The organism is Paenibacillus sp. FSL H8-0048, from assembly GCF_038002825.1.
GTDB lineage: Bacteria > Bacillota > Bacilli > Paenibacillales > Paenibacillaceae > Paenibacillus_AQ.
In genome coordinates this window covers 21,446-45,467 of the sequence record NZ_JBBODF010000002.1, presented here as the reverse complement: position 1 = coordinate 45,467, position 24,022 = coordinate 21,446, and the positions used below count along the sequence as shown (strand labels likewise).

Here is a 24,022-nt window from a genome sequence, read left to right as displayed (position 1 = left end):
GGGCTTCTGTGGCAGGAGAGGGTCAGCAATGTGGAAAAACAATGGCAGCGCCCTATCCCGCTCAGCTGCTTGCTATAATGGTCAAGAGACGAATCACGGAGGTTAGCTGGATGAACAATCAAACGGTCATTGCCGTTGTGGACGATGACGAGAATATACGCAATCTGGTAGAAGCTTATTTAAATAAGGAGAATTACCGGACGATTGGCCTAGGGAGTGCCGAGGAGGCGTGGGAGTTATGGAGGAATGATCCTCCCGGTATGTGGGTGCTCGATATTATGCTTCCGGGAATGGACGGCTATGAGCTGTGCAGGCGTATCCGCGATGAAGCGGAGGTACCGATTATTATGATCTCTGCGAAGGATAATGAAGTGGATAAAATCCTGGGCCTGGAGCTTGTCAGCGACGATTATCTGGTCAAGCCCTTCAGTCCCCGTGAGCTGGTAGCCCGGATTAACCGCCAGTTGAAACGGTGGGAACGTATTCAGACCTCCCAGTCTGCTGCTGTTCTGTCTGCTGCGCATACAGGGATAGAGCTGGGCAGTCTGCTGCTGCATCCCGAGGAGAGAAGATCCTTCTGGCGGGGAGATGAAGTGGAGCTGACCAGTAAGGAGTTCCTGATGCTGATGGTCTTTGCGGGAAATCCGAACCGGGCCTTTACGCGCGAAGAGCTGCTGGGCTATGTCTGGGGAGAGGATTATTTCGGCAGCGACCGCGCTGTCGACCATCTGATCAAGCGCATCCGCAAAAAAATGGACGGCCTGCCGCTGGAATCGGTCTGGGGTCACGGCTACCGTATGAGAGAGGTACAGGAATGAAGAGAATGGCAGAAAGGCTAAACCTGCGGATGAAAAAGCTGAAGCTGGTGCATCAGCTCAACGTTGCTTTTGGGCTGTCTCTGCTGCTGGTCCTGTCCATCACGGGAGTGATGATTCATTATGTGCTGATGGACCATTTCATTGGCACGGAGCAAGAGGGATTAAGAACACTTGGCGCTTCCCTGACCGCGAGTCTGACGCAGGCTCCATTCACGGAAGGAGGGGAATACACACTGGGAAAAACAGAGCCGCTTACGGCTCCATATCCTACGCTCTCCAGCGGAGTACAGGCCATTGTGAGCGACCAGCAGGGGAATGTGGTCTCGGGAAATCTCCCGGCCCTGCCCGCGCAGTCCGGGGTAACGGTGGATGTCACAGCTATGGAGCAGGGGAGCCTGCAGAGCATATGGGCTGGCAATGATCCGCGTTATCTGGTGCAGGTCAACACGCTTCCCGAAGGTAAGCTCACCCTGCTGACGCCTGTCAGCAGAATCAAGGTCATCGAGCAGTCGCTCTTGAAACGGCTGATTCTTGTCTTTGCTGCGGGAGCGGCAGTAATGCTTCTGTTCAGCCTGTTCATTACGCGGAAGCTGATTGATCCGCTGATCAGCCTGCGTCAGGAGCTGGGGAAAGTGAAAAACCGCCGGTTTGCCGAGGTGAATCTGGTCCGGGCAGGCGGTGAAATCGGTTCTGTCGCCAGGGCAGTGTACGAGATGGCCGGTGAGCTGCACCGGTTCAACCGGGTGCAGAAGCAGTTTTTCCAGAATGCTTCGCATGAGTTGAAGTCTCCGCTGATGTCGATAGCCGGTTATGCGGAGGGCATTAGGGATGGGGTATTTGAAGGAGAAGGCGTCCGCAAAGGACTGGATATTATTCTGAGTGAAAGCGGGCGCTTACGTGATCTGGTCAGCGAAATGACCCTTCTGGCGAAGCTGGACAGTGAAGAGGATATTTATCAGGCGGAGGATACAGATCTGAAGGAGCTGCTGAGCGAGGCGGTGGAGCGGGTCAATCCACTGCTGGCGGCAAGGAAGCTTTCGTTGCATCTGGCAGTCTCCGGGGAGCACGGGGGGATGGTAAGAGCAGACCGGGATAAGCTCCTGCAAGCTCTGCTGAACGTGTTATCCAATGCGGTCCGTTATGCCGGGAAGCGTATTGATGTAGAGGTGCATACAAGCAAAGGGAGGATTACATTAACGGTTGCTGACGATGGTCCGGGCATTGCAGAGGAGCTTCTGCCCAGCCTGTTTCACAGGTTCGTCAAAGGGAAAAATGGCGAATCCGGGCTGGGACTCGCCATCGCACGTGCTATTGTGGAACGCTGCGGCGGAGAGCTTAGTGCCCGGAACCGCCCGGAGGGCGGCGCAGTGTTCACCTTTGAGTTCACGCCATCTGCGGGCAGCGTTTAGTACTCGTTAAACATTGCGGCTATTTCATCGTAGCCGGTGGTTTGCGTCAGGGCGAGGGAGAGCAGAATTCTGGCTTTTTGCGGGACGAGACTGTTGCAGGGAATGGAATTGGCAGACAAATCAATATAGGAATCCTTAAGTGTAATTCCGCTGGAAATCCGCGAGCAGCGGACTACCGGGATGTTATTGTTCTTCAGCTCCCCCACCTTGTCAATCCAAGGCTTGCTGTAGATCCCTCCGCCAGCTCCGGCAATGACAATCCCCTTGGAGATCGTAGCCAGATAATCCAGAATCCCAGGATTGGCATCCACATGGAAATAAGCTACAGACACCTCCGGCAGCTCCTGGATCACAGATACATCGAACTGGGTTGCAGTAGTATGCCGCTTCAGGGTGCGGGTGTAGAAGAAGGCGTGGCTGTCCCGCATATATCCGAGGCAGCCGAAATCACGCTCGTCGAAGGCATTGGCCTTGAAGGTGTTTACCTTTTGTACATCCCGTCCGCTATAAATTCCCTCAGCAAAGACAACCATCACGCCTTGGCCGAAAGCCTCAGGATTCGCTGCCAGTGCTACCGACTGATACAGATTCAGAGGGCCATCGGCACTGATTGCGGTAGCCGGGCGCATAGATCCGGTAATGATTACCGGCTTGTCGGTCTTAATCACCAGGTTCAGGAAGTAGGACGTCTCATCCAGGGTGTCGGTGCCGTGGGTGATGACGAACCCGTGCACATCCTCCCGGAGAGCAAGTGTGTTAATGTAGGTTGCCAGGGTAAGCCAGTGTTCACTGGTAATATCTGCGCTGCACAGATTGCTAACCTGCACCCCGGCACAGTTCGCCAGCCGTTCCAGATGCGGTACACTATCCAGCAGATCCTGCACGGGCAGGGCGCCGGGCTCATAATTCAAGGTTTTATGGGCTTCGCCGCTGCCGGCAATCGTACCGCCGGTGGCGAGAATAACTACATTTTTGAGGCCGGAATTATAGTAAGGGGAAGCTGTAAAATTCACTTCGGGAATGGTATTAATCATAGGTCGTTTCCTTTCAGGTTGAGCCAGGATTCAAGTCATTCGCATGACATTGAGTGTATTATAACATTCATTCCTCTATGCGTGACATAGTAAGGTATAATAAGTAGAAAAATATAGATGGGAAAAGAGGAGACAAGCATGCTGAAGCTGGATAGCCGGGATTACGCTCTTGCCTGGCCGCTGTTAAAGGAAGTGAAGATCAATACCCTGTTCGCTCAAGGCGTTCTGGGCGGGCAGACGACAGGCAGTGTGTATGTGGATTCTGTACATAGCCCCCGTTCCTTCTATGTGGCTCATGAATACGGGATGTCGCTGGTCTATGGGGATTCCGGCAATGAGGAGTTTAACCGGAGCTTATCTGACTATATTACGAACAAGACGGGGCACCGGCATTCAGCGGAATGGCTGCAGGCTGATCCGGCAGGGGGCTGGGACCCGCCGATTGAAGCAATGCTTACTGAGCATAATACACGGCTTGATGCGGCGGATTCACGCAGAATGTACATACAGACCCGGGTGAATTTTACGTTCGACCCGGAGGTCTACTACCGTGCGAAGGCGCAATGGTTCCGTCAGGATGCGGAGATTGTCCAGATGAACGGAGAGGGATTCGGCGAGCAGGCGGGTTCGGTGATTCCCCGGTATTTCTGGCTTGACGCAGAGCGCTTCCTGGCTGCAGGCCGAGGATACACTTTACTGTGGGAGGGCGAGCAGGCCTCCAGCGCATTCTCGGCTTACCGGACAACGGACCAGCTGGAGATCGGGATTGAATCGGCACCGGGTCACCGTGGGAAGCATTTCGCCTTCTCCGTGTGCTGTAAGCTAATCGATTACTGTCTGGAGCAGGGATTGGAGCCGGTGTGGGGCTGCCGCCAAGAGAATATGGGCTCTTACAGACTGGCGCAGAAGCTGGGCTTCAAGCCGCTATTGAACCTCCCTTACTACCGTTTGTCCGAGCTTCCTGACTGACAAAAAGAGCAGCCAATCTCCCTATGGATGAGGGATTGCTGCTCTTTTTGTAATAGAGAAAAATGAGAATAGCCGTAGTGCAAGAACAAAAATTGGTGGATTTTCTACACTTGCTGATGAACGAATGAGGGGGGCTAGGACGATAGTTGGAAAAATGGCACTTAATAAATCGCAATTCCGCTTAAATAGGAAAATAAACAAAATTAGATGCTGTTTTTCCACTTCTTTACCTGCAAATGCCGGGAATCGCTGAATTAAGATACATTTTTCCAATTGATGGATGAAGTGAAGGGGAACCTGCGAATTGCGTGGCGTGCGCTCTATGGCCCAACTTCCGTTAGCCTACCCTCTCAGCACTCCACGTCCCGGCACTCCACGTCTCAGCACTCCCCGGCCCGGCAATCCACGCCCGGCCAGCATACTCTCCGGCCCTACCAAGCCCTCAAATCCGCCGTGCATCCACGAAGCAGTGCAGGTGCAGCGGGGACAGCACCTTCAGACCTTCGCCCAGCCCGAAGCCTCTGCCTTCGGCCAGCTGGCGGCCTTGTTCGCCGAAATAGAACCGGTACATGGCGAGCTGTTCTTCATTGAATTGGCTGACGTGCAGGGCCATGGCCGCGAACTTGCGCTCGAAGTGGTCCGTGATGTCGATGACCGTATTAGGCTCAGCGGTGAAGTAGAAGCCGATGGCCTTCGGCTGCCATGGCCGGGTAAGGGTGCCTCTCGGATACAGGGGCAGCCCGGAGGACAAGACAGCCTGGGCTGCGGCTCTGCCGGTAACGATATGATCATAATGCGCTTCATAGCTCAGCCAAGGATCAGGACACAGTACCACGTCCGGCTGGACCGTCCGGATGATCTCGGCAATCTCGCCCGCGAGGGCGGGGATATGCTCCAGTGTTCCGTCACCATGGTCCAATTGGTGGAACACCGTAGCTCCCAGCAATCTTCCGGCTGCTTCCAGCTCGCTTGCGCGGATGGCGGCGATCCCGGCGGAAGACAACTGCTCGTCCACCGCGTCCAGATCTCCGTTCGTGACGGTTAGATAATGAATCTCGCAGCCCCGCTCAGCGAATGAGGCAATGGTGCCGCCGATGCCTACCTCATTATCGTCCGGGTGCGGCTGTATACATAACACCGTCCGGCACCCGCTAAGATCTGGAGGGGACATCAACGCCGCTAGTGTGGATATATCCATAATCCAAAAACCTCCCTATTATTTTGTGGTAAGGGTACAGTTAGTCCCTCTCAAAGTTGGATAAAGAGAAATTACTCAACCGGGCCTGTTCCTTACGGACAGGAGAGTCGTTATTTACAAAAAGACTGCCTATTTTGTTGCTCTGCGGACAGAGTCCGTAGCTTGCTCCAATCGTAGCTCTTGGCAGAAATAAGCGCAACTGAGTCCGTTCCACTCAGCCGCACCCCTGACCGTGAACGCTTCAATCAGGAAAAGCATCTCCACGCCATCATCTCTCCTCTGTCCGCTACCATCCTCCCGCCAGCCCCACTATAAGGACCGGCTGTGATTCAGTTCGCTCAGGATCTGTACCCGCTGCTTCTCCGTTATATTGTAGAACAGAATCGGCAGAATAGCGGCCAGGAAACAGAGTGCAGGCAGCAGGAACATCACGAAGCTGAGACCATGCTGGAGCTGCGGAGTCGCCGGCTGATTCTCCACGTAGCTGAGCAGGCCGAGACTGGCTCCGATAATCATCCGCGACACCGCCCCGCTGAACTTGGTAATGAAGGTGTTCGTCGAGAACACAATGCCCTCTCCCCGGAAGCCAAGCTTCCATTCCGAATAATCAATCGTATCGAGCAGCATCGAGGTGCTGACAATCGTCGTCATGCCGGAAAAAAAGAAGCTGACCCCGAAGAACACCAGGGTGTTCAATACGTTATGGTCACCCAGCAGATAAGGCAGAATACAGGCTACACTCCCCAGAATGCAGGAGATAATGAAGACCTTCTTCTTGGCGAAGCGGCGCAGCAGCAGCGGCGTAGCGATCATCCCCAGCAGCATACCGGCTACCAGAGCGATCCCGACCTGTGTGGCATACCCCGCATCTCCCCAGACATAGACCACGTAATAGAGCTGAATGCTCTGCCGGATGCCGTTCACCAGATTGATAATCAAGAGAGAGGCGAGCAGGGTGAGCAGCGGCTTGTTTTTGTAAACCGTTTGCAGGTTCTGGCGGAAAGAAATCTTCACAGCGGAGGGGACGACCCGTTCCTTGGTGAGTATCCCGGTTAAGAAAATCGACAGCGCCGCGATGACCCCGATAATGATGGCCGAGTACAGGTAAGCCTGCGTATTCCGTTCACCGCCGAAGGCGAGCAAAAGCTGGATACCGCCGATGGTGATAACGACTGCGCCGAGCGTTCCGCCGATTTTGCCCAATGTGACGAATAAGGTGCGTTCCCCCGGATCGGTGGAGATTACGGACGACAAGGCCCAGAGCGGTGTGTCACAGACCGTGTACAGCATTCCCCATAACAGGTAAGAGACGGTAGCGATTACAAGAGTCACTGTCCGCGAACCGCCGAAGTCCCAGAAGCAGAGGATGGTGGCCAGCGCGATCAGGCAAGGGGCGAACAGCAGATAAGGCCGGAATTTTCCCCATCTGGAGCGGGTTTTGTCGGTAATCATGCCCATGACCGGATCAAGACAAGCATCGATAATGCTTGCTGCCACCAGAATGACACTGGCGGTGGTTGCCGGAATTCCCAGCAGATCCGTATAGAAGAACAGGATGTACATCGACATGAAGCTGTAGAGCATATTCTGGCCCAGCAGACCGCCTGAGAACACCAGTTTTTCGGCTACAGGTACTTTTGCTGACATCACAAGCCTCTTTTCGCGGTGGATAGAATTGGATTGAATCGGTTGCTAATTATGTTTATTTATAACTTATTTCTTTGTTCTGTCAAGCGGATTCTGCATCAAACTACGGAATAGTGAACATTTCGATTTGTAAAGGGAGGAATACAGTGAGTTTTATGAAAAAAATATGAAAATCACAAATTAGAATATAATTTTTTTGATTTAAAATGTCGAAATATAGCTAATGATGTCCCGCCGGCTGATGGGGGAGTGTAAGATTAACGCCGGCAAGAAGGACGCTAAGATGTAACCACAGGGGGAAGCACTATGAAATGGTTCGGGAATTTGAAAACAGCTACAAAGATCGTCTCCGCTTTTTTGATCGTCTCTTTAATCCTGGCAGGACTTGGAGTCTATTCGGTCTTATCCCTGCGCACCAGCAATCAGAATATGAAAGAAATGTACAGCAATAACCTGATCTCGGTCAGAGATCTGTCTGCCGCCCAGATTAGCTATCAGCTTAACCGGGTGTATATCCGTGATATTAGCAATACAACAGATACGGTAAAGATTGCTGATTATAAACAAAAAATTGCAGCTGGCCGCGAGGAGCTCGCCCGGAAGGTGGATAACTACCGTCCACTGGCGACGACTACCCGTGAAGTTGAGCTGCTGGCCTCTTTTGATAAGGAGTATGCAAGCTTTGAACAGCTGTTCGATCAAGCGCTTGTGCTGGCGGAGCAGGATGATGACGCTGCCTTCAATACATTTGTGAGCACACAGTTGGCCGTTCAGGGTCAGAACGTGATGAACAATCTGGACGGTCTGATCAAGGTGAACGTTGAGCTGGCAGAGGCGACGAACAACCATTCACAGTCTGCTTATTCCTCGGCATTCACCCTTACGATCTCAGTGGTCATCGCGGCGGTAATCCTCAGTATTTTGATTGGCTACCTGATCGCAAGATCCATCTCCAGACCCCTGATGCAGATGCTGCATGTGGCTACTGAAGTAGCTAACGGTAATCTGACGCAGCAAGCGGATATATCAACTAAGGATGAAGTCGGACAGTTGGCTACAGCCCTGAACCGGATGGTTCATAACCTGAAGGAACTAATCAACGGGATTGTGATGAATTCTCAGAGCGTTGCGGCCTCTTCCGAACAGATCTCAGCCAGCACCCAGGAGATTGCCAGCACCAGCACGAACCAGTCGGCGGCGGCGACCAATATCACGGAGCTGTTCAAGGAGCTGTCGCTGGCGATTGATTCTGTAGCCTCCAGCGCCGAGGAAGCGGCGGAGCTGTCCAATGATACTGTGCGGACTGCCCGGGAAGGCGGATATGTAGTGGAGACTTCACTGCAGGGGATGCAGAGCGTCAATCACCAGATGAAGCAGCTTGAAGACGATTCCAGCAAAATCGGGGATATCATCGAAGTGATTGACGATATCGCCGAGCAGACCAATCTCCTGGCCCTGAACGCAGCGATTGAAGCGGCGCGTGCCGGAGAACAGGGACGCGGCTTCGCCGTGGTGGCGGACGAGGTCCGCAAGCTTGCTGAACGCAGCAGCGATGCCACGAAGGAGATTACGAAGATCATCAAGGTCATCCAGGAGAATACCAAGCAGAGCGTCCGGGCGGTGGCTGAGAGTGTCGAGCAGGCTTCGATGACCAGCCAGGCCTTCGAGCAAATTATTAAGATGGTCAATACCTCTTCACTCAAGGTCAACGAGATTGCTGCCGCCTGCGAAGAGGAATCCGCCCAGGCTGCGGAAGTGATGGACTCGGTTCAGTCCATTGCGGCCTCCAGCGAGGAGTCGGCAGCGGCTTCTGAGGAGACGGCGACAACCTGCCAGGCCTTAGCCCTGCTGTCTGAGGATCTAGCCCAATCGGCAGCTGCATTCAAGACCCATTAATTCAACAGACGGAAGGTGAAGCTATGTCGTCCTTACAGAAGGAACAATATATCGAGCTTGCGGTAGGAGCCGAGACCTGTGCCATCCGTATTGAAGAGATTCATGAGATTATCAAAATGCTCAGTATTACAGATATCCCCTTCAGCCGGAATGAAGTCAAAGGTGTAGTCAATCTGCGCGGCAAGGTGGTCTGTGTCATGAGCCTGCGCAATCTGCTGGGAATGGCCGATGAGCCATATACCCGGAGCACAAGAATTATTGTGGTCAACTACCGCGAGGAATTCGTCGGATTGATTGTAGACAAGGTGAACAAGGTGACTACGTACGCCGAGATTCATCCGCCGGCAGGCGGACAAAGCCGCAGCCGCGATGCGGTGTTCCACGGAGTGGGGCAACGGGATGACCAGCTGATCGGTATTCTGAAGCTCGAAGAAATATTGGGCGGGTAAAAAGGGGAACAAGCAATGATGATGGAACTGTCGGCTTACCGCGATATATTCATAGAAGAGCTGAACGAGCAATTAGAGCGGATCGACCAGTCCCTGCTTGCGCTGGAGCATGCTCCAACCGCTGAGCTGATTCAGACGATCTTCCGCGCAGCCCATACGATCAAGGGCTCCGCTTCCACTATGGGCTTCCGAGAGATGAGCGATCTCACGCATGAGGTGGAGTATGCGCTGGAGTGGGTACGGGCGAAGAAGCCGGAGATTACCGGCAATCTGATTGACACACTCTTCCGGGCGCTGGATGCGATGAAGCTGCTGCGCACGCAGTATGTCAGCGGGGAGGGCTTCACTGATTGCTCCGCTGTGGTGGCAGAGATCAAGGCGCTGATTAATAAGCCGGCTGAACCTCAGCCGGTCCGGCTTCCGGTCTTAAATGCAGCGCAGCTGCTTCAGGTGGAAGAGGCCGCCACAGCGGGCTACTCGCTGTTGGCCCTTGCAGTCACCTTGAGAGAGGACTGCCAGATGAAGGCGGCCCGGCATTATATCCTCTTGCAGCGTATCGAAGAGGTCTGCGGACCGGTAATTGCTGCTGCCTTGGCGCCCCCGGCGGCGCCTGGAGACGATGAAGATGCCCGATACAGCCAATTTGCTGTAGTCGCTGCTTCCCCGCGCGAGATCCGGCAGATATCGGAGCAGCTGGCAGGGGAGACAGATGTCGAGAGCATTATCATTACACCGTTCGTGCCTGCACCTGTTGCCGGGACTGACATCCAGACTACTGCCGAACCGTTGCCTGCTGAAGCTTCGTCCTCTGCTCCGGGCAAAGGGAAACCCCATGAGGTACAGTCAACGGTCCGGGTGAGTGTGGAGCGGCTGGACCATCTCATGAATCTGGTGGGAGAGCTGCTGATCGAGCAGACCTCTCTGGCCGATCTGAGCGCTAATGGACAACGTAATGATCCCGCCAAGGTTCTGCCTGATATCGGCTCGATCTCGGATCATATGGGCGGAATTATCAAAGAGCTTCAGGAAGGGGTCATGAAGACCCGGATGCTGCCGATGGATCAGCTGTTTAACCGTTTTCCGCGGCTGGTCAGGGATCTGGCCCAGAAGCTGGGCAAGGATATTGAGCTGCAGATTCAGGGAGGCGAGACCGAGCTGGACCGGATGATCATTGAAGAGCTAAGTGATCCGCTGATCCACTTGATCCGTAACAGCGCTGATCACGGCATCGAGAGTCCAGAGGTGCGTGTGCAGCAGGGCAAGGCTCCGAAGGGCAGAATTACGCTTACTTCTTTTCATGAGGAGAATCAGGTCGTGATTCGTCTGGAGGATGATGGACAAGGCATCGATGCTGCCCGGATTACAGCCTCTGCGCTCAGAAAAGGGATCATTACGGAAGAGCAGGCAGGATACTTAACCGCGCAGGAGGCGGTTAGCCTGATCTTCGAGCCGGGCTTCTCCACGGCCTCCGAAGTCAGCGAAGTGTCAGGGCGGGGCGTGGGGATGGATATTGTCCGCAGTCAGATTGGACGTCTCAACGGAATCATAGATATTCAGACTGAGCCGGGGGCAGGTACGCTGTTTACGATTCGTCTGCCGCTTACGCTGGCTATTATCAAGGGGCTGCTGGTTAAGGTCTCCGGGCGTGTGCTGATTGTCCCTATGTATAATGTGGCCGAGATTGTACGGATCGCTCCCGAAGAGATTCAGGTTGTTCAAGGGGAGCAGGCGATTATCAACCACGGGCGGATTGTTCCGCTCTCCTGGCTCAGAGACAAGCTGCATTATCCGCGCACAGAGCGCCATTCCAAGACGATTCCGCTCGTGATTGTAAGATCTGTTGACCGGATCGCTGCATTCGCTGTCGATGAGATCATCGGCAACCAGGAGGTGGTCATCAAGTCCCTGGGCGCGTATCTGGGAACGATGAACCATCTGTCCGGGGCGACCATCCTGGGCAACGGCCGGGTGGCCCTGATTCTGGATGCCTCTTATCTTGTTAGCCACTGATTACTTTCCGAGTGCCGCAAGCTGGTATAGAACCGGCAGTAATGGTGAAAAATATGGAAAGAAACACCGGAAAGGGGTGAAGAGTTGGATATTACAATGGCTTCGGATGAAGTTATCAGTAGGATCAAGCAGCTTCAATCTGGTGGGGGCAACATGAACAAGAAGCAGATCAAGCAGCAGGAGCCCGAGCTGATGAGAAGTGCGCTGTATTATTTTCCAAGCTGGGAACATGCCGTGAAGAATGCAGGACTGCTGTAAGGGAATAAGCAAAGCACAAAAAACCGGTAAAGCTGCAGCAGTCTTGCGGCCTTACCGGTTTTTTTGATGTTACATGCTGGTTCAAGTGAAGCTCCGCAATATTCATTGGAAGATTATATAGATATCGTATAATTTGGCATCATCGCATACAATTAATCCATTATTGTCCTGAAGCGGCAATACGTTAGCCTACTATAAAGGAGATCTGAAATGAAAAACACTGCTGCACAGGGACGTCCGCTCATTTACTCGCTGGTATGGGGAGTAGTCTTGACCCTGGCTGTATCCATTGCCTCCGCTGTAGCCACGATTATGGAGTTTGGGGATATGGGGATTAGAAATGCCCAAGCCTGCGCCTACCTGGTTATGGGTATTATTGTGACTGTTTATATGAAAAGAAAGGATTCCTCGCTCGTGAGCTTCGGCTTCCGCAAGCTGGAGGCTGAGCCTTCCAGAGCTGTACTGTTCTATATCCCGCTGATCATTATTGCCGTAGCCCAGCCGCTGATGAATGGGATTAACGTTGAACTGGGAGCGCCTGATGTGATCAGCATTGTTATGATGACGCTGCTGGTGGGTTACACGGAGGAAGCCATTTTTAGAGGAGTGATCTGGAATTATCTGAAATCTAGAGGCCCGCTCTTCTATATTGTGTTCTCCTCTATCTTCTTCGGGGTTCTACATATGTCTAATGCCTTTGGCGGAAATGATCTTATACATACGCTTCTCCAGGTGATTAATGCGCTGCTGTTGGGTTGTCTTCTCGCTTTGCTGATCGAGACTGGCCGGAATATTGTTCCGCTGATCGCATTCCATTTTATTTATGATGCACTGGCCATGGTCAGTAATGAGAACTTGGAGCATGAGGTGCTGATCGTCTCCATTCTTAATATTATGTATCTCCTCTATGGAATTTATCTGCTCATGGTGTTCAATCGCAAGCACAGAAATCATAGTCTCACCTTGTAGCTACGCTGGCCAGACTGAAGAGAATATCTTCAGTCTGGCCGATGTTTTTTCGGCGAAATGATAGCGCATACATGAAAAAAACCAGCTATCGGGAGTAAATAATCCTTAACCAGAGCTATTTTTAGAGATGGGCATTTCAATTACAATCCTCCAGAAATATCGCAGATTTCGCAGGGATATGCAGGTTTTTGAAAGTTTAAATTTGAGTGTTTCTCAGGTATAATGTAGGCATCACCACAGGAACCACTGCAACAAGAGCATTAAGCATTACAAGTGGTACCGCAGGTGATAGTCTCATTCCTAAATTTAGCAATGAATGAAGGAAAGGAGAGAGCCCCGATGTACTAGCGTTAGCGAAGCATGCCGGAATCGGCTGCAGATAAAGAAGGTGGATGATAACATCTTCTGGCAGATCGTGGGTATGCGGGAACCCAAAGAGCAAATCTTTATTGGAAGAAGAACGAAGCTAATTATTCAAGCAAGAGAAGGTTCTTGCGGAAGAAAGAGCGTGATTCCAATGAAAAAGGTTAGCGAAGCGTACAACTGCGATTTATCACAGTAGGGAAAACGTCCGTGAAAACGTTTTTCGTGAAATCGTGTACGCGGGAATCCACCCCATATGCAGGACATGGAGCAATACTCCGAAATGGAGCGAACGGGCAACACGGAAGCGTCAAGGAAACATGAAATTGAGAACAATCACCATGTCAGGGATATGGCTTTTGTTACTTGGAGGAAAGATTTAAATTGAATAGCGTAGTCAACACATGAATCCCCGGGCCTTAAGCAATCAGGCAGCGGGGATTTGTGCGTCTGCTATTATGGTATGCAGCCAGCAAGCTCAGAAGCAGGCTTAAGTAGCCCCCAATAAAGGCACGATATAGTCACGGAACACATCCACTGGAGGATTATTCTTCCCGCGCTTGTTATCTTGGGTCAGCACAGCGACAAGCTGAAGCTCCGGCACTACATATACGAATTGACCGGCGTACCCGCGGGCGTAATAGTAGTCTACCAAACTGAATTCTCCGGCTTCTGTGCTGCGGGACAGGGCATCTGTCCACCAGTGCCAGCCGTATCCCCCATGGCGGGGAGGCTCCGTGTGCATGACTGGCTGTACGGAACGTTCGGCCCAACGGCCGGTGATGATCTGCGAATTCTTCCATACTCCCTGCTGCAAATAGAGCTGTCCAAAATTCAGCAGGTCTACCGGACGCAGCTTCAGCCCGAAGCCGCCGGTATGGATGCCCTGGGGGTCCGATTCCCAGTCATAATCCCGGATGCCGAGCGGTCCGAAGAGAACCTGTTCGGCATAGCTGGCTGTGCTCTGACCTGTGGCCTGTACCAGAATCGAAGACAGCAATTGGGAGACTCCCGAATTGTATTCCATCCGGGTACCCGGTTCATCCGCGAGTGGCTGCTCCAGCACATAATTCACCCAATGCGGGGTGCGGGTCATCTTCGGGAAGGAATTGGCCCCGCCGAACTCCGTCCAGCGAAAGCCTGCGGACATGGTCAGCAGCTGCTCAAGCGTAATGTTCGGCTTCCGTGCATCCTTATCGCGCAGAACCTGCGGGAAGAAGACGCTGAGTGGGGCCGAAGGGCCGGGCAGCAGCCCCTGGTCTATGGCAATGCAGATCAGCGCGGAGAGGATGCTCTTGGTGCAGGAGTTGATCTTCGCCAGCTCGGCGGCCGTGCGCTGATCTCTATAATGTTCGAAGATCAGCCTGCCCTGCTGCTGAATCAGACAGCTCCGCAGATTCAGCGGCGCAAGCGAGGCCGACAGGGTGGACAGGTTCATTCGGATTATCCTTTCTGTATATACATATATCATCTGAGTGTCTGTGTACTTGCCCGACGAGTTACCCTGTATTATCTCAATCTGACGCCGGGAAGTCCAATTTGTTTATACACATTTATTACCAGTCACGGCTTGCAATAGTCAGTTATTATAAGAATATATAATAAACGCTAAGAAGTTAACGTCAGGTATACAGAAGCGGAGGAGATGTATGGTTCAGGATCACGAATTGCGGATACGTCCGATAGCTGAAGAGGATCTGCCCAGGCTGTGGGAGCTCGCCTATAAAGAGGAAGCCCCGGAATGGAAGAAATGGGATGCGCCATATTATGAACACAAACGCATTACATGGGAGACTTACTACGGGAAGCGGGCCGAAATTATTGGAGGAGGGATGAATTGGGTAATAGAAGTAGAGGGCGTCGTTATAGGCGATGTCAGCTACTACTGGGAGCATGAGCCTTCATACTGGCTGGAGATGGGGATTGTCATTTATGATCCTGCCTTTTGGAGCAGCGGTTACGGAACTAGAGCTCTTAAGCTGTGGATCAGTCATTTATTCTCTAGCCTTCCGTTAGTCCGTGTCGGCTACACCACCTGGTCCGGGAATGAGCGCATGCTGAAAGCAGGAAAGAAGCTGGGCATGACAATGGAGGCCAGGCTGAGACGATGCCGATACTATAACGGAATTTTCTATGATTCTATCCGAATGGGGCTCCTTAGAGAGGAGTGGGAGGATACTTTGAAAGAGCAAATATGAATGTTTGTGAAAAAAGACACAAATTCGTGAAAATTATCACGTTGTATTCATTAAATTTTAATATATAATAAGATTAACTTAAAGAAACAGGGGGAATTAAAATGAAATTATTTAAAGTATTAGTAGTAGCAGGCGTATCGGTAGCTTTGTTGTCGGGTTGTGGATCGGATAAAAACAATGCAGACAAAGGGGCAGCAGCGACAACTGCACCGGCAACAGAGCAGACAGATGCAAAAACCTCCGCTTCGATCGTGAACCAGGCAGACTCTTTCATTAATGCAGTAAGCGACAAGGGAACCTGGATTGTTGCTGTTCTGAACGATCTGACTGTGGACAAGGATGTAGTGGTAGCAGGCGAATTCCACGACAAGAACGATACAGCTAAGCCAATCTACCGTAAGCTGGCCCTGTACGCACAGGATGCCGACCACAAAGTTACAGCTACTTACACCCTTACCGCACCAAAAGTAACGGTACAGAGCGAGAACTTCCGCGTTCAAGGCGGTACGATCAAAGGTGATGTATATGTAGAAGCTAACGGCTTCAACCTGTACAAGGATGCTACTATCGACGGCAACCTGTACTTCTCCAGCGAAGATGTGAAGGCAACAGCTGTACTTGAAGGTAAAGTAACCGGAGCTACTGAAGTTAAATAATATAGTATACAGTATAGATGTGAATGACATAAGCCAGCAGATGAAGGCCCACTTGGAGCCTGGTCTGCTGGCTTTTTGCAAATATAAGAATGTATATGTTTACAGCTTGCTGCAGGGGTACTTTTGTAATCTGACCGGAAATATTCTATAGTTAGATGGAAGCCATTGTAAGCGTAAACACTTGGGATTGGGGATGTATAAAAAGATGAAAACTACCCGCAGATGGGGGATAGCAGCCGGAGTGATTCTTGCCTCGGTAGCGGTACTCTATATCTTATTATATATGTATGAAAAACCAGGCGGCTGGTCTGACCGGCGGATGTCGCAAGACTTAGGGCTGAAGGAGACCCTTCAAATTCCGCTTGGCAGTAGCCCTGAGGAAGCCGTGCGGTTGTTCCGTGAGTCGGATTCCATTACGGTTGTACATAAGGAGACGGTCGGCAGGGGAGAGCTTGTATTCCTTACCCGGTCAGGCCAGCAGAAAGGCGGCGATCTTCAGATAGAGTATGTCCGCAAAACTTGGCTTGGATGGAAATGGGTCTGGGGCGCGGGATATGGACAAGGCGAAGCTCCTTCCTCAGCGGCTATGAATTATATGAGGGTACCTGAAATAGAGCAGGTCTCCACGCCGTTTCCACTGGTATTCGGAGAGGTGCTGGACCCGGCCATTCAGCAAATCATTGTTCAGCAAAAGGAAGCCGGCACAGACAAATCTGAAGCGAAGCTTATTACGACGGCTTCCGGCCGGACGGTCTGGTTTGCTTTTCAAGCGGCGACTGCGGGCGTTCCGTTCGAGATCGAAGGACTGGATCAGGCCGGGAAAATAATCGCTACCAAGATCATTACAGATGTTCGGGGCAACGAAACGATTGAGCCCCCGGTACATGGGTCAATATCCGAATGATGAATGTTGCTAGACTCCGAGTCATCCTGCAGTAAGCGATTCCGTAAGTAGTGCAGAACCCCTGGTTCCAGCTTTTGTAGAGCTGAATTGTAAGTGGTAGAGGTCAGCATAGAGTCCGTTTTGCTCTAGCAGTTCATCGTGTGTCCCTTCCTCGGCGATTGTCCCCTGGTTAAGAACTATAATCCGAGAGGCATCCCGTACCGTTGACAGTCTGTGGGCTATCACGAGGGTGGTCCTGTCTGTCATTAGCCGTTGGAGGGATTGCTGCACCAGCCGTTCGGACTCATTATCAAGTGCTGATGTAGCTTCATCCAGCAGCAGGAGCGGTGCATTTCGCAGGAATGCTCTGGCGATGGCCAGGCGTTGTCTTTGACCACCGGATAAGGAGGAGCCATGTTCACCAATCATTGTGTCATAGCCTTCCGGCAGGCGCATGATAAATTCATCTGCACCTGCCAACCGGGCGGCTTCTCGTATCTCCCCGTCAGTTGCCTCAGCTGCGCTGAATGCAATATTCTCCCGGATACTGCCCGAGAACAAGTAGGGGTTCTGCGGTACATAGGAGATCATCCGGCGGGCCTCTTCCAATTGACTGTGTACCGCATTACCGCACACGCTAATACTGCCGGCTTGCGGTTCGTACAGTCCGCAGCATAATTGTACCAGTGTTGTTTTACCCGAGCCGCTGGGTCCGACAACAGCGACGGTCTCGCCATGCTGCAGCTGGAGATTAATCTCTGATAAGCCGGTCTTCTCCTTGGACTGAGGCCCAGCGAAGCTATAGCAGAGCCCCTGTATACTTAATACGTTCTCCTCAGTAGTGGTAACTGATCCAGGGGAAGAGAAGCGGTCGCTGTATGCTTCACCTTCCAAAGAAGCATCAAGAATTTCAAATACACGATCAGCTGCACCGAGTGATTCCTGTACCCCGCCCCAGGTCTGCGACATTTCGACGAACGGCCATTGAACTCGTCCCATCAGGAGGATGAAGGCAAGCACTTCTCCTGCTGTGGTCTCTCCCCGCATCGCTGATCTTGCAATAAGTACAGCACAGCTGATCATTACAGCGTTGTTGATGAAAGCGGAAGAATGCCAGAGCAGGGCATTCAGCAAGGTTCTTTGCTTTTGAAGCTGGTTCAGCTTTCTGCGTTCAGTGGCATACCTGCTCAGCAGCATATTCTCCAGTGAAAATGAACGGACGACCTTCATCCCTTGGGTAGTCTCCTGCAGAATTCCCCGTAACAGAGCTTCCTGGGCATAGATCTGCGTGAACAGCTTGCGTAGTCTGCGGTCAAAGAAACGTCCTGACAGAAAGACCACGGGTCCCGTGCCAAGGGCAAGCAGTGCGAGCCATACATCCATACTGGCTAAATAGAGAAATGCTACCAAGCAGAGCAATAGATTATAACCCAGATCGTAAACCAGACTACTGATCATTCCCATGGCTGTTCCCGCATCCTTAGTATTACGCGAGGTCAGATCCCCGGAGTGCATAGCTTGCAGCTGGCTATAGGGCAGCCGGTGACTGGTGTCAAAGAGCTTTGCCCGGAAATCCCAGGACATACGGCTGTGAACGGTGAAGCGGAGGTAATGCTGCAGCATAAGACAGATGATAGTCACTAGACAAGCCAGAGAACAAATGACGGTTATCCTTGTCAAGGACTGCATATCGGTATTGTTAATAGTATCAATGAAAACCTGCTGAATCGTTGCAAACCCTACATCCAGAGCAAGCTTGGCTGTGAGCAATACTACAGCTGTCAGAAATCCGAGCCGGTATGGCTTGATATAAGGCAGCCGCCGCTTGAGCGCTTCCCGAAGCCGGATTCGCCCAGTTGAAGATAAATTAGCATTCATTTTGTAATCCTCCTCCGGCAATTGCCTCTGTCTGGACACCTGCCTGGGCCATAGCGTGGTACTTGCCCTGCATGGCCATCAGTTCTTCATGTGTCCCTTGTTCAGCAATCGCTCCTGCTTCCATGAAGTAAATATGGTCCGCATGCCTGATGGTTGACAGCCGGTGAGCAATCACCACCGTGGTCCGGTTCATCATCAGCACCTGCAAAGCCTGCTGAACAACCTCCTCATTATGGCTGTCAAGGGCAGCAGTAGGCTCATCAAGCAGCAACAGCCCCGGTTCGCGGACGAAGGCCCGGGCAATGGATAGCCTCTGACGTTCACCTCCTGATAAAGTAAGCCCCCTTTCACCGATAATCGTCTAATATTGCAGGGGAGTTCCCATAATGAACTCGTGAATACCCGCATTATTGGCAGCGGATATAACTTCTTCACGGGATGCCCCGGGTCGTCCCCAGGCAATATTCTCGTATAGCGTACCGGAGAATAGATAAGGCTCCTGGGATACGTAGGCGATATGTCTGCGCCAGCTATGCGGTGGAATCGTATGTAAAGGCATGCCGCCATGATGAATGCTCCCTCCATCAGGCACATAAGCTGCAAGCATTAGCTGAAGAATGGTGCTTTTGCCGCTGCCGCTCGCACCTGCAAAGGCAGTTACCTTTCCGGGTTCAATCCGCAGATGGAGGCCGGCTAATACGTTGTGTTGTCCGTACCCGAAGGTGATATTACGGAATAAAAGGGGCAGCTGACCGGCTACAGGCTGATTATCTTCAGTCCATGCTTCAGAGTGCTGTTCTGCATCGTCTGTATTAGCCGGGCTCTCGCCTTCCAAGGGCAGATCCATAATCTCAAATAAGCGTTTACCTTGTGCCAGTGAAGCTTGTAATTCAGTCCATAGATTGGCAAGCTTGGATATCGGGTTAGAAATTTGCTCAAAACAGATAAGAAAAGCGGCAACGGCCCCTACATCAAGCCGGCCTCCGACTACCAGATAGCCACCATAAGATAGAACATAGAGCAATCCGCCGAGGGTAACAGCCAGAGGCATATTGTATCCTACGGCTTCAACCCGTGATACTGACAAATGAACAGTGTTAAACTGACGGACTCTATGGTTGAACTGCCCTAGCAGGCGGGAAGCAAGGGAGAAAGCACGCACGACCTCAGCGCCCTGTATCGAATCTTGAACGAATGCCTGTTGTTCACTCTCAATACTCTGGCGCTGCTCATTCATCCTGCGAAGCCTGGAGGTAAAGGGGAGCATGACCAGCGGGACTAGCGAACAGATAAGTATAGTACCCAGGGTTAGAACAAACTGCAGAGACAAAAGATAAGTCAGCAGAAATGCGATTTGCAATAGATTGCTGATCAGTTCGATGGTCTTCCTGTTAATTCCTTGCTGGGCGGCTGGTGCAGAATCGTTCATCCGGCTGATCAGATCGGCGGAATGATAACGGTCCAGCTCTTTCATCTGAATGTTCATTAATCTTGTCAGCAGGGAGACCTGGAGCCTGGAGGTGGATTTGATCTCCAGCAGTCCTGAGAGATAGGTATTCAGAAAGTGGACTCCAGCATCGATAACTATAATGACAACGGCCAAAGTCATCGCGGCTGCAAGACCGGAAGTGTCATGGTGTGTAGCTGCATTAATAATACGCCGTAGAATTTCAGCAATACCTACGCTTGTAAGTGAGGTGATGGCTGCAAAAAAACAAAGGATGATATACCAGCCAGTATAAGGTTTGCCGAGCTTCAGCAAACGGATAAAGATATTTTGGGCAGCGGCGGGCTGTTTCTCTAGTGGTAATGCTCCGGTATTAGTGGTCCGATCCAAGGGGAACCCCTCCAGTTAATAATTGGGTCTTAATCCAGCATGACTTTTGTTGTTAAGGCAAGCAGATTGCGCAAAGTATCGGTTCTGAGCACATAATACAGTCGGTGATCTACCCGTTCGATGTCCAAAAGATCCAGGAAAAACAGGAAGTTGGCATGATAATTCACAGCTGCAGGTGTAATGCCAAGCGCAGCCGCGATTTCCTTACCATAGTGCGGCCGCTGTTTGAGCAGAAGCAGGAGATCCAGACGCCGTTTATCCGAGAAGACCTTGAGGAACAGCTCGGTCTTCTCCCGGTCGGCAACGGGTCCGTATACGCGGTCATTGTGTACGCCGAAGATGACCCAGCCTATCTGCCCGGTTTCTGTATGGAAATTGTAGAAGCTGTTGTTCACCTGTGAAACAAAGCTGACATGGAAGGTGGCAGGAAAGTCAAAGATTGCAGGCTCATTCTTATGAAGTTCACGAATAAAAACCTCCGGGTTACTGTGGAACTGTGTCTCATAACGGAGTGAGGCCTGTTCAGAAATTGCTTGAATCCGGTCTTTCCAGTGAATGAAAACATCCTGATGGAATTGACGCAGGAGCTGTATATAACGCAGCTTGGTTTCTTGCGGACGTGCAAGGCATTCAAGCAGCGGACCATGGGCTTCTACCACCTCAGGCTGAGGTTGCGTGTCCGAAGCAAGTTCTAAGAGTTTATTGAGATCCTTTTTGACGACCTCCCAATCGTTGCCCTTCAATAATGCATCCAAATTATCGTGGTAGACGCCATAGACCATCTCTGAAACGATGTGCTCAGCAGGGCTTTTCTCCAGTCTGTTGATCCATTCTTCGGCAGTCTGCGCTTCTGGATAGGAACAGGCAGATTCATATAACGGGAAATCCAGTGCATTGTGAAAAAAGTTATGACGGAAAAAAAACATCAGCTCACGAGTGAAATGAGGTGACAATAGCTTGCGGGCATCTTCAAAATAGGTTCCGAGCAGCTCATCAATTTCGATTTTATATTCCGTTGCCAGATCTGCCAGCTGATCCTCACAGGCCAACATTCCCATGGAAACAATAAACTCAATAGACTCGTTGTACGCAAAACGGATATTCTTCAGTAGTGTCTCTTGCAAAGAATCGTTCATTTGTTCCTCCCTCTTATACTCTGTAATAAAAGCATTGAATATTAATTATTCATCATCAACATTCAGTTATTACTTAATGTTAAATTAAGCTAAAAACAGAAGTTTGTAAAGTAGGAATTATATTCGGATGAGAATTGTATGGATGGTGAGCCTTTCAGTTTACGGGTGGAACGCCAAATAACTGCCTCACCGGAAGCCCTAAACAGGACTTTGATGAGCCAGTTCGACCGCTGAATTACGGCTTTTGGAAGAATTTTAATGGAGGAGACCGGAAATGGTTATGCCAGAGTTACTGAATGTACATCCGGCGTGACAAGGACTATAGTACATTATGCAGCTTGAACTACTTGAAATGGTCATCCCATTAGAGCAAAAGCAAGATCCCCATGATGATAAAAAATGATCCAATCCACAAGAGTACGGCACCCGTGAAGCGTCTGGAGCTAAGATAGGCCTCGCTCGGTTCAGCATCCCCCTTCATCTTCCAGCCTTCCTTTAATAAACTACGTACATAATGAGTCATACGTTGCGGAGGAATGCCGGCCTTTTCTATGAACAGTTCGTGATTTGAGGTAGAATTAAGGGCATATGCGGATTAACGAAATACCTGCTGAAGGAGAGTCCTTTGTGTTCAAAATTATGCTGATTGAAGACGATATTACGCTGTTCGGGGAGATCCGGGAGCGCCTGGCCCAGTGGTCGTATGAGGTGTACGGGGTTACGGACTTCGATAAGGTCCTGCAGGAATTCACTGAGGTGAAGCCTGAACTGGTGGTGATTGATATCCAGCTGCCGCGCTTCGACGGATTCCACTGGTGCCGGATTATACGCAGCCACTCCAAGGTGCCGATTATTTTCCTCTCCTCCCGGGACCATCCGAGCGATATGGTGATGTCGATGCAGCTGGGGGCCGATGATTTCATTCAGAAGCCGTTCCACTTCGAGGTGCTGATTGCCAAGATTCAGGCGACCCTCCGCCGGGTCTATAATTACAGCATGGAGGGTACAGAGCTGAAGACCTGGCGCGGAGCGGCGATTGAATTTGTGAAGAATACGGTCACGGGGAGCGGGGGAGCGGCGCTGCTCACGAAGAATGAGTTGCTGATTCTCAAAATCCTGCTGGAGCGCAAAAACACCATTGTAGCGCGTGAGGAGATCATCACCAGCCTATGGGACAACGAGCATTTTGTCAGCGATAATACACTGACTGTGAATGTGAACCGGCTGCGCAAGAAGCTGGAGCCGCTCGGCCTGGATACCTACATTGAGACCAAGGTCGGGCAAGGGTATATGGCGACAGAAGAGGCGGAACAATGATAAGGAAATACCTCACTGAGAAGCGGAGCTGGCTGCTCCTGCTGGCAGTCTTCCAGCTGATTATTCTATTCGTGGCCTATATTGACTCTGCCATTCCGCTGCTGCCGGTCCTGTACATTGTACTCCTCAATACGCTGCTCTGCCTGGCCTTCGTCTTTCTGCGCTATTCCCGGGAGACCCGGTTCTATAAGAGCCTTGCTTCCTGGGATCAGATCTATGAGCTGCAAGCGGTCCTGGAGCCGGGCAGTCCGATGGAGCGGCTGGTCCATGAGGCGGTAAGCGCCCAGACGGACCGCTACAAGCGTGAATCCTCCATGAATGTCCAGCTGCTGGAATCGGAGAAGGACGAGCTGCTGGCCTGGATCCATGAGGTCAAGACTCCGCTGACTGCTATGCAGCTCATGATAGAGCGCCTGCCGGATGAGACCCTGCAAAGACAGATGATGTACGAATGGCTGCGCATCCACCATCTCCTTGACCAGCAGCTGCATCAGAAGCGGATTCCCTTCATCCGCAATGATCTGTTCATTGAGAAGGTCAGTCTTGCTCCTATTCTTAATAAGGAGATCCGGGCACTGAAATCCTGGTGCATCTCCAAACGCATCGGGTTCGACGTGGAGCTTGAAGCTGAGACTGTGCTGACAGACGGCAAATGGCTGGCCTTCATGCTTCGGCAGCTCTTGACCAATGCTGTGAAATATAGCGAAGCGTCCGATATCGTCATCCGGAGCCGTGAAGAGGGCGGCCATGTTGTGCTTGTGATTGAAGACAGCGGCCAGGGGATTGATCCCAGGGATCTGCCGCGGATCTACGATAAAGGCTTCACCTCATCGCGCTTCCGCCAAGAGGGGGCAGCTACCGGAATGGGGCTGTACCTGACCCGGCAGGTTGCGGAGCCGCTGCTGATCAGACTTCACGCTGCTTCCGTGCTTGGGCAGGGGAGTGTATTTACGCTGACTTTTCCAAGGGAAAATGACTTTCAGCGCCTGACAGGCATGTGACAATAGTGTCACATGCCTGTTCCATTTGTTCGGCGAAGCGCAGGAAAATGATCATCCACCCGCTTATGATAGAAATATAGAAAAGGAGTGGGGAAC

At 51.5% G+C, this 24,022-nt stretch carries 19 protein-coding genes and 1 pseudogene; 12 read left to right on the top strand and 8 right to left on the bottom strand.

Annotated features, from left to right (window positions below):
* Positions 1–110 precede the first annotated feature (110 nt).
* Both NSU18_RS32185 and NSU18_RS32180 read left to right on the top strand, forming a co-directional pair.
* Positions 111–818: a response regulator transcription factor gene (locus NSU18_RS32185; RefSeq protein WP_341151151.1), complete on the top strand. Its 708-nt coding sequence runs from the start codon at positions 111–113 to the stop codon at positions 816–818.
* Positions 819–847: 29 nt separating this feature from the next.
* On the top strand, positions 848–2,227 hold the full coding sequence (locus NSU18_RS32180) for a sensor histidine kinase (RefSeq protein ID WP_341151150.1): 1,380 nt from the start codon (positions 848–850) through the stop codon (positions 2,225–2,227).
* Here the strand turns inward: NSU18_RS32180 and NSU18_RS32175 are convergent.
* Entirely contained in the window at positions 2,224–3,261 is a 1,038-nt protein-coding gene (locus NSU18_RS32175; RefSeq protein WP_341023036.1) for an asparaginase, read from the bottom strand. The genes NSU18_RS32180 and NSU18_RS32175 overlap by 4 nt on opposite strands.
* A 138-nt stretch (positions 3,262–3,399) precedes the next feature.
* Between NSU18_RS32175 and NSU18_RS32170 the strand changes: the two genes are divergently transcribed.
* Entirely contained in the window at positions 3,400–4,230 is an 831-nt protein-coding gene (locus tag NSU18_RS32170) for a GNAT family N-acetyltransferase (RefSeq protein ID WP_341151149.1), read from the top strand.
* A gap of 442 nt (positions 4,231–4,672) precedes the next feature.
* Here the strand turns inward: NSU18_RS32170 and NSU18_RS32165 are convergent, their stop codons facing one another.
* Both NSU18_RS32165 and NSU18_RS32160 read right to left on the bottom strand, forming a co-directional pair.
* Positions 4,673–5,428, bottom strand: coding sequence for a PIG-L deacetylase family protein (locus NSU18_RS32165; RefSeq protein ID WP_341151148.1), 756 nt, complete (start codon positions 5,426–5,428; stop codon positions 4,673–4,675).
* A gap of 309 nt (positions 5,429–5,737) precedes the next feature.
* Positions 5,738–7,075, bottom strand: coding sequence for an MFS transporter (locus NSU18_RS32160; protein WP_341023028.1), 1,338 nt, complete (start codon positions 7,073–7,075; stop codon positions 5,738–5,740).
* Positions 7,076–7,381: 306 nt separating this feature from the next.
* On the opposite strand from NSU18_RS32160, the gene NSU18_RS32155 reads away from it, so the two are divergent.
* From NSU18_RS32155 to NSU18_RS32140, 4 genes are all read left to right on the top strand, one after another.
* Positions 7,382–8,971 (top strand): methyl-accepting chemotaxis protein, encoded by a 1,590-nt coding sequence (locus NSU18_RS32155; protein WP_341023026.1) that lies wholly within the window; start codon positions 7,382–7,384, stop codon positions 8,969–8,971.
* 23 nt (positions 8,972–8,994) lie between these two features.
* A complete protein-coding gene (locus NSU18_RS32150; protein WP_341023025.1) occupies positions 8,995–9,420 on the top strand; it encodes a chemotaxis protein CheW in 426 nt (141 codons plus the stop codon).
* 15 nt (positions 9,421–9,435) lie between these two features.
* The gene (locus tag NSU18_RS32145) at positions 9,436–11,430 is read left to right on the top strand and encodes a chemotaxis protein CheA (protein WP_341023024.1); all 1,995 of its coding nucleotides are present in this window, start codon (positions 9,436–9,438) and stop codon (positions 11,428–11,430) included.
* 468 nt (positions 11,431–11,898) lie between these two features.
* A complete protein-coding gene (locus tag NSU18_RS32140) occupies positions 11,899–12,657 on the top strand; it encodes a CPBP family intramembrane glutamic endopeptidase (RefSeq protein ID WP_341151147.1) in 759 nt (252 codons plus the stop codon).
* 853 nt (positions 12,658–13,510) lie between these two features.
* Here the strand turns inward: NSU18_RS32140 and NSU18_RS32135 are convergent.
* On the bottom strand, positions 13,511–14,458 hold the full coding sequence (locus NSU18_RS32135) for a serine hydrolase domain-containing protein (protein ID WP_341023021.1): 948 nt from the start codon (positions 14,456–14,458) through the stop codon (positions 13,511–13,513).
* A gap of 211 nt (positions 14,459–14,669) precedes the next feature.
* On the opposite strand from NSU18_RS32135, the gene NSU18_RS32130 reads away from it, so the two are divergent.
* The 3 genes from NSU18_RS32130 to NSU18_RS32120 all read left to right on the top strand — a co-directional run bounded on the left by NSU18_RS32130 (position 14,670) and on the right by NSU18_RS32120 (position 16,778).
* Positions 14,670–15,218, top strand: a complete 549-nt coding sequence (locus NSU18_RS32130; RefSeq protein ID WP_341151146.1) for a GNAT family N-acetyltransferase — start codon at positions 14,670–14,672, stop codon at positions 15,216–15,218.
* Positions 15,219–15,319: 101 nt separating this feature from the next.
* A complete protein-coding gene (locus NSU18_RS32125) occupies positions 15,320–15,874 on the top strand; it encodes a hypothetical protein (RefSeq protein ID WP_341023018.1) in 555 nt (184 codons plus the stop codon).
* A 205-nt stretch (positions 15,875–16,079) separates the two neighbouring features.
* Entirely contained in the window at positions 16,080–16,778 is a 699-nt protein-coding gene (locus NSU18_RS32120; protein WP_341151145.1) for a hypothetical protein, read from the top strand.
* A 21-nt stretch (positions 16,779–16,799) separates the two neighbouring features.
* On the opposite strand, the gene NSU18_RS32115 is transcribed toward NSU18_RS32120, so the two are convergent.
* The 4 genes and pseudogenes from NSU18_RS32115 to NSU18_RS32475 form a co-directional block, all read right to left on the bottom strand.
* Entirely contained in the window at positions 16,800–18,635 is a 1,836-nt protein-coding gene (locus tag NSU18_RS32115; RefSeq protein WP_341151144.1) for an ABC transporter ATP-binding protein, read from the bottom strand.
* A pseudogene (locus tag NSU18_RS32110) lies at positions 18,625–20,397 on the bottom strand (ABC transporter ATP-binding protein). The gene NSU18_RS32115 and the pseudogene NSU18_RS32110 overlap by 11 nt, the downstream one beginning before the upstream one ends.
* A gap of 104 nt (positions 20,398–20,501) precedes the next feature.
* The gene (locus tag NSU18_RS32105) at positions 20,502–21,608 is read right to left on the bottom strand and encodes an ArsR family transcriptional regulator (protein WP_341023013.1); all 1,107 of its coding nucleotides are present in this window, start codon (positions 21,606–21,608) and stop codon (positions 20,502–20,504) included.
* A gap of 364 nt (positions 21,609–21,972) precedes the next feature.
* Positions 21,973–22,131: a DUF6199 family natural product biosynthesis protein gene (locus NSU18_RS32475; protein ID WP_445321885.1), complete on the bottom strand. Its 159-nt coding sequence runs from the start codon at positions 22,129–22,131 to the stop codon at positions 21,973–21,975.
* Between the two features lie 104 nt (positions 22,132–22,235).
* On the opposite strand from NSU18_RS32475, the gene NSU18_RS32100 reads away from it, so the two are divergent.
* Together NSU18_RS32100 and NSU18_RS32095 are read left to right on the top strand one after the other, a co-directional pair.
* The gene (locus tag NSU18_RS32100; RefSeq protein ID WP_341151143.1) at positions 22,236–22,925 is read left to right on the top strand and encodes a response regulator transcription factor; all 690 of its coding nucleotides are present in this window, start codon (positions 22,236–22,238) and stop codon (positions 22,923–22,925) included.
* Positions 22,922–23,926 carry a sensor histidine kinase gene (locus NSU18_RS32095; RefSeq protein ID WP_341023011.1) on the top strand — a complete coding sequence of 335 codons (1,005 nt, stop codon included), beginning with the start codon at positions 22,922–22,924 and terminating at the stop codon, positions 23,924–23,926. The genes NSU18_RS32100 and NSU18_RS32095 overlap by 4 nt, the downstream gene beginning before the upstream one ends.
* The last annotated feature ends 96 nt before the right edge of the window (positions 23,927–24,022 follow it).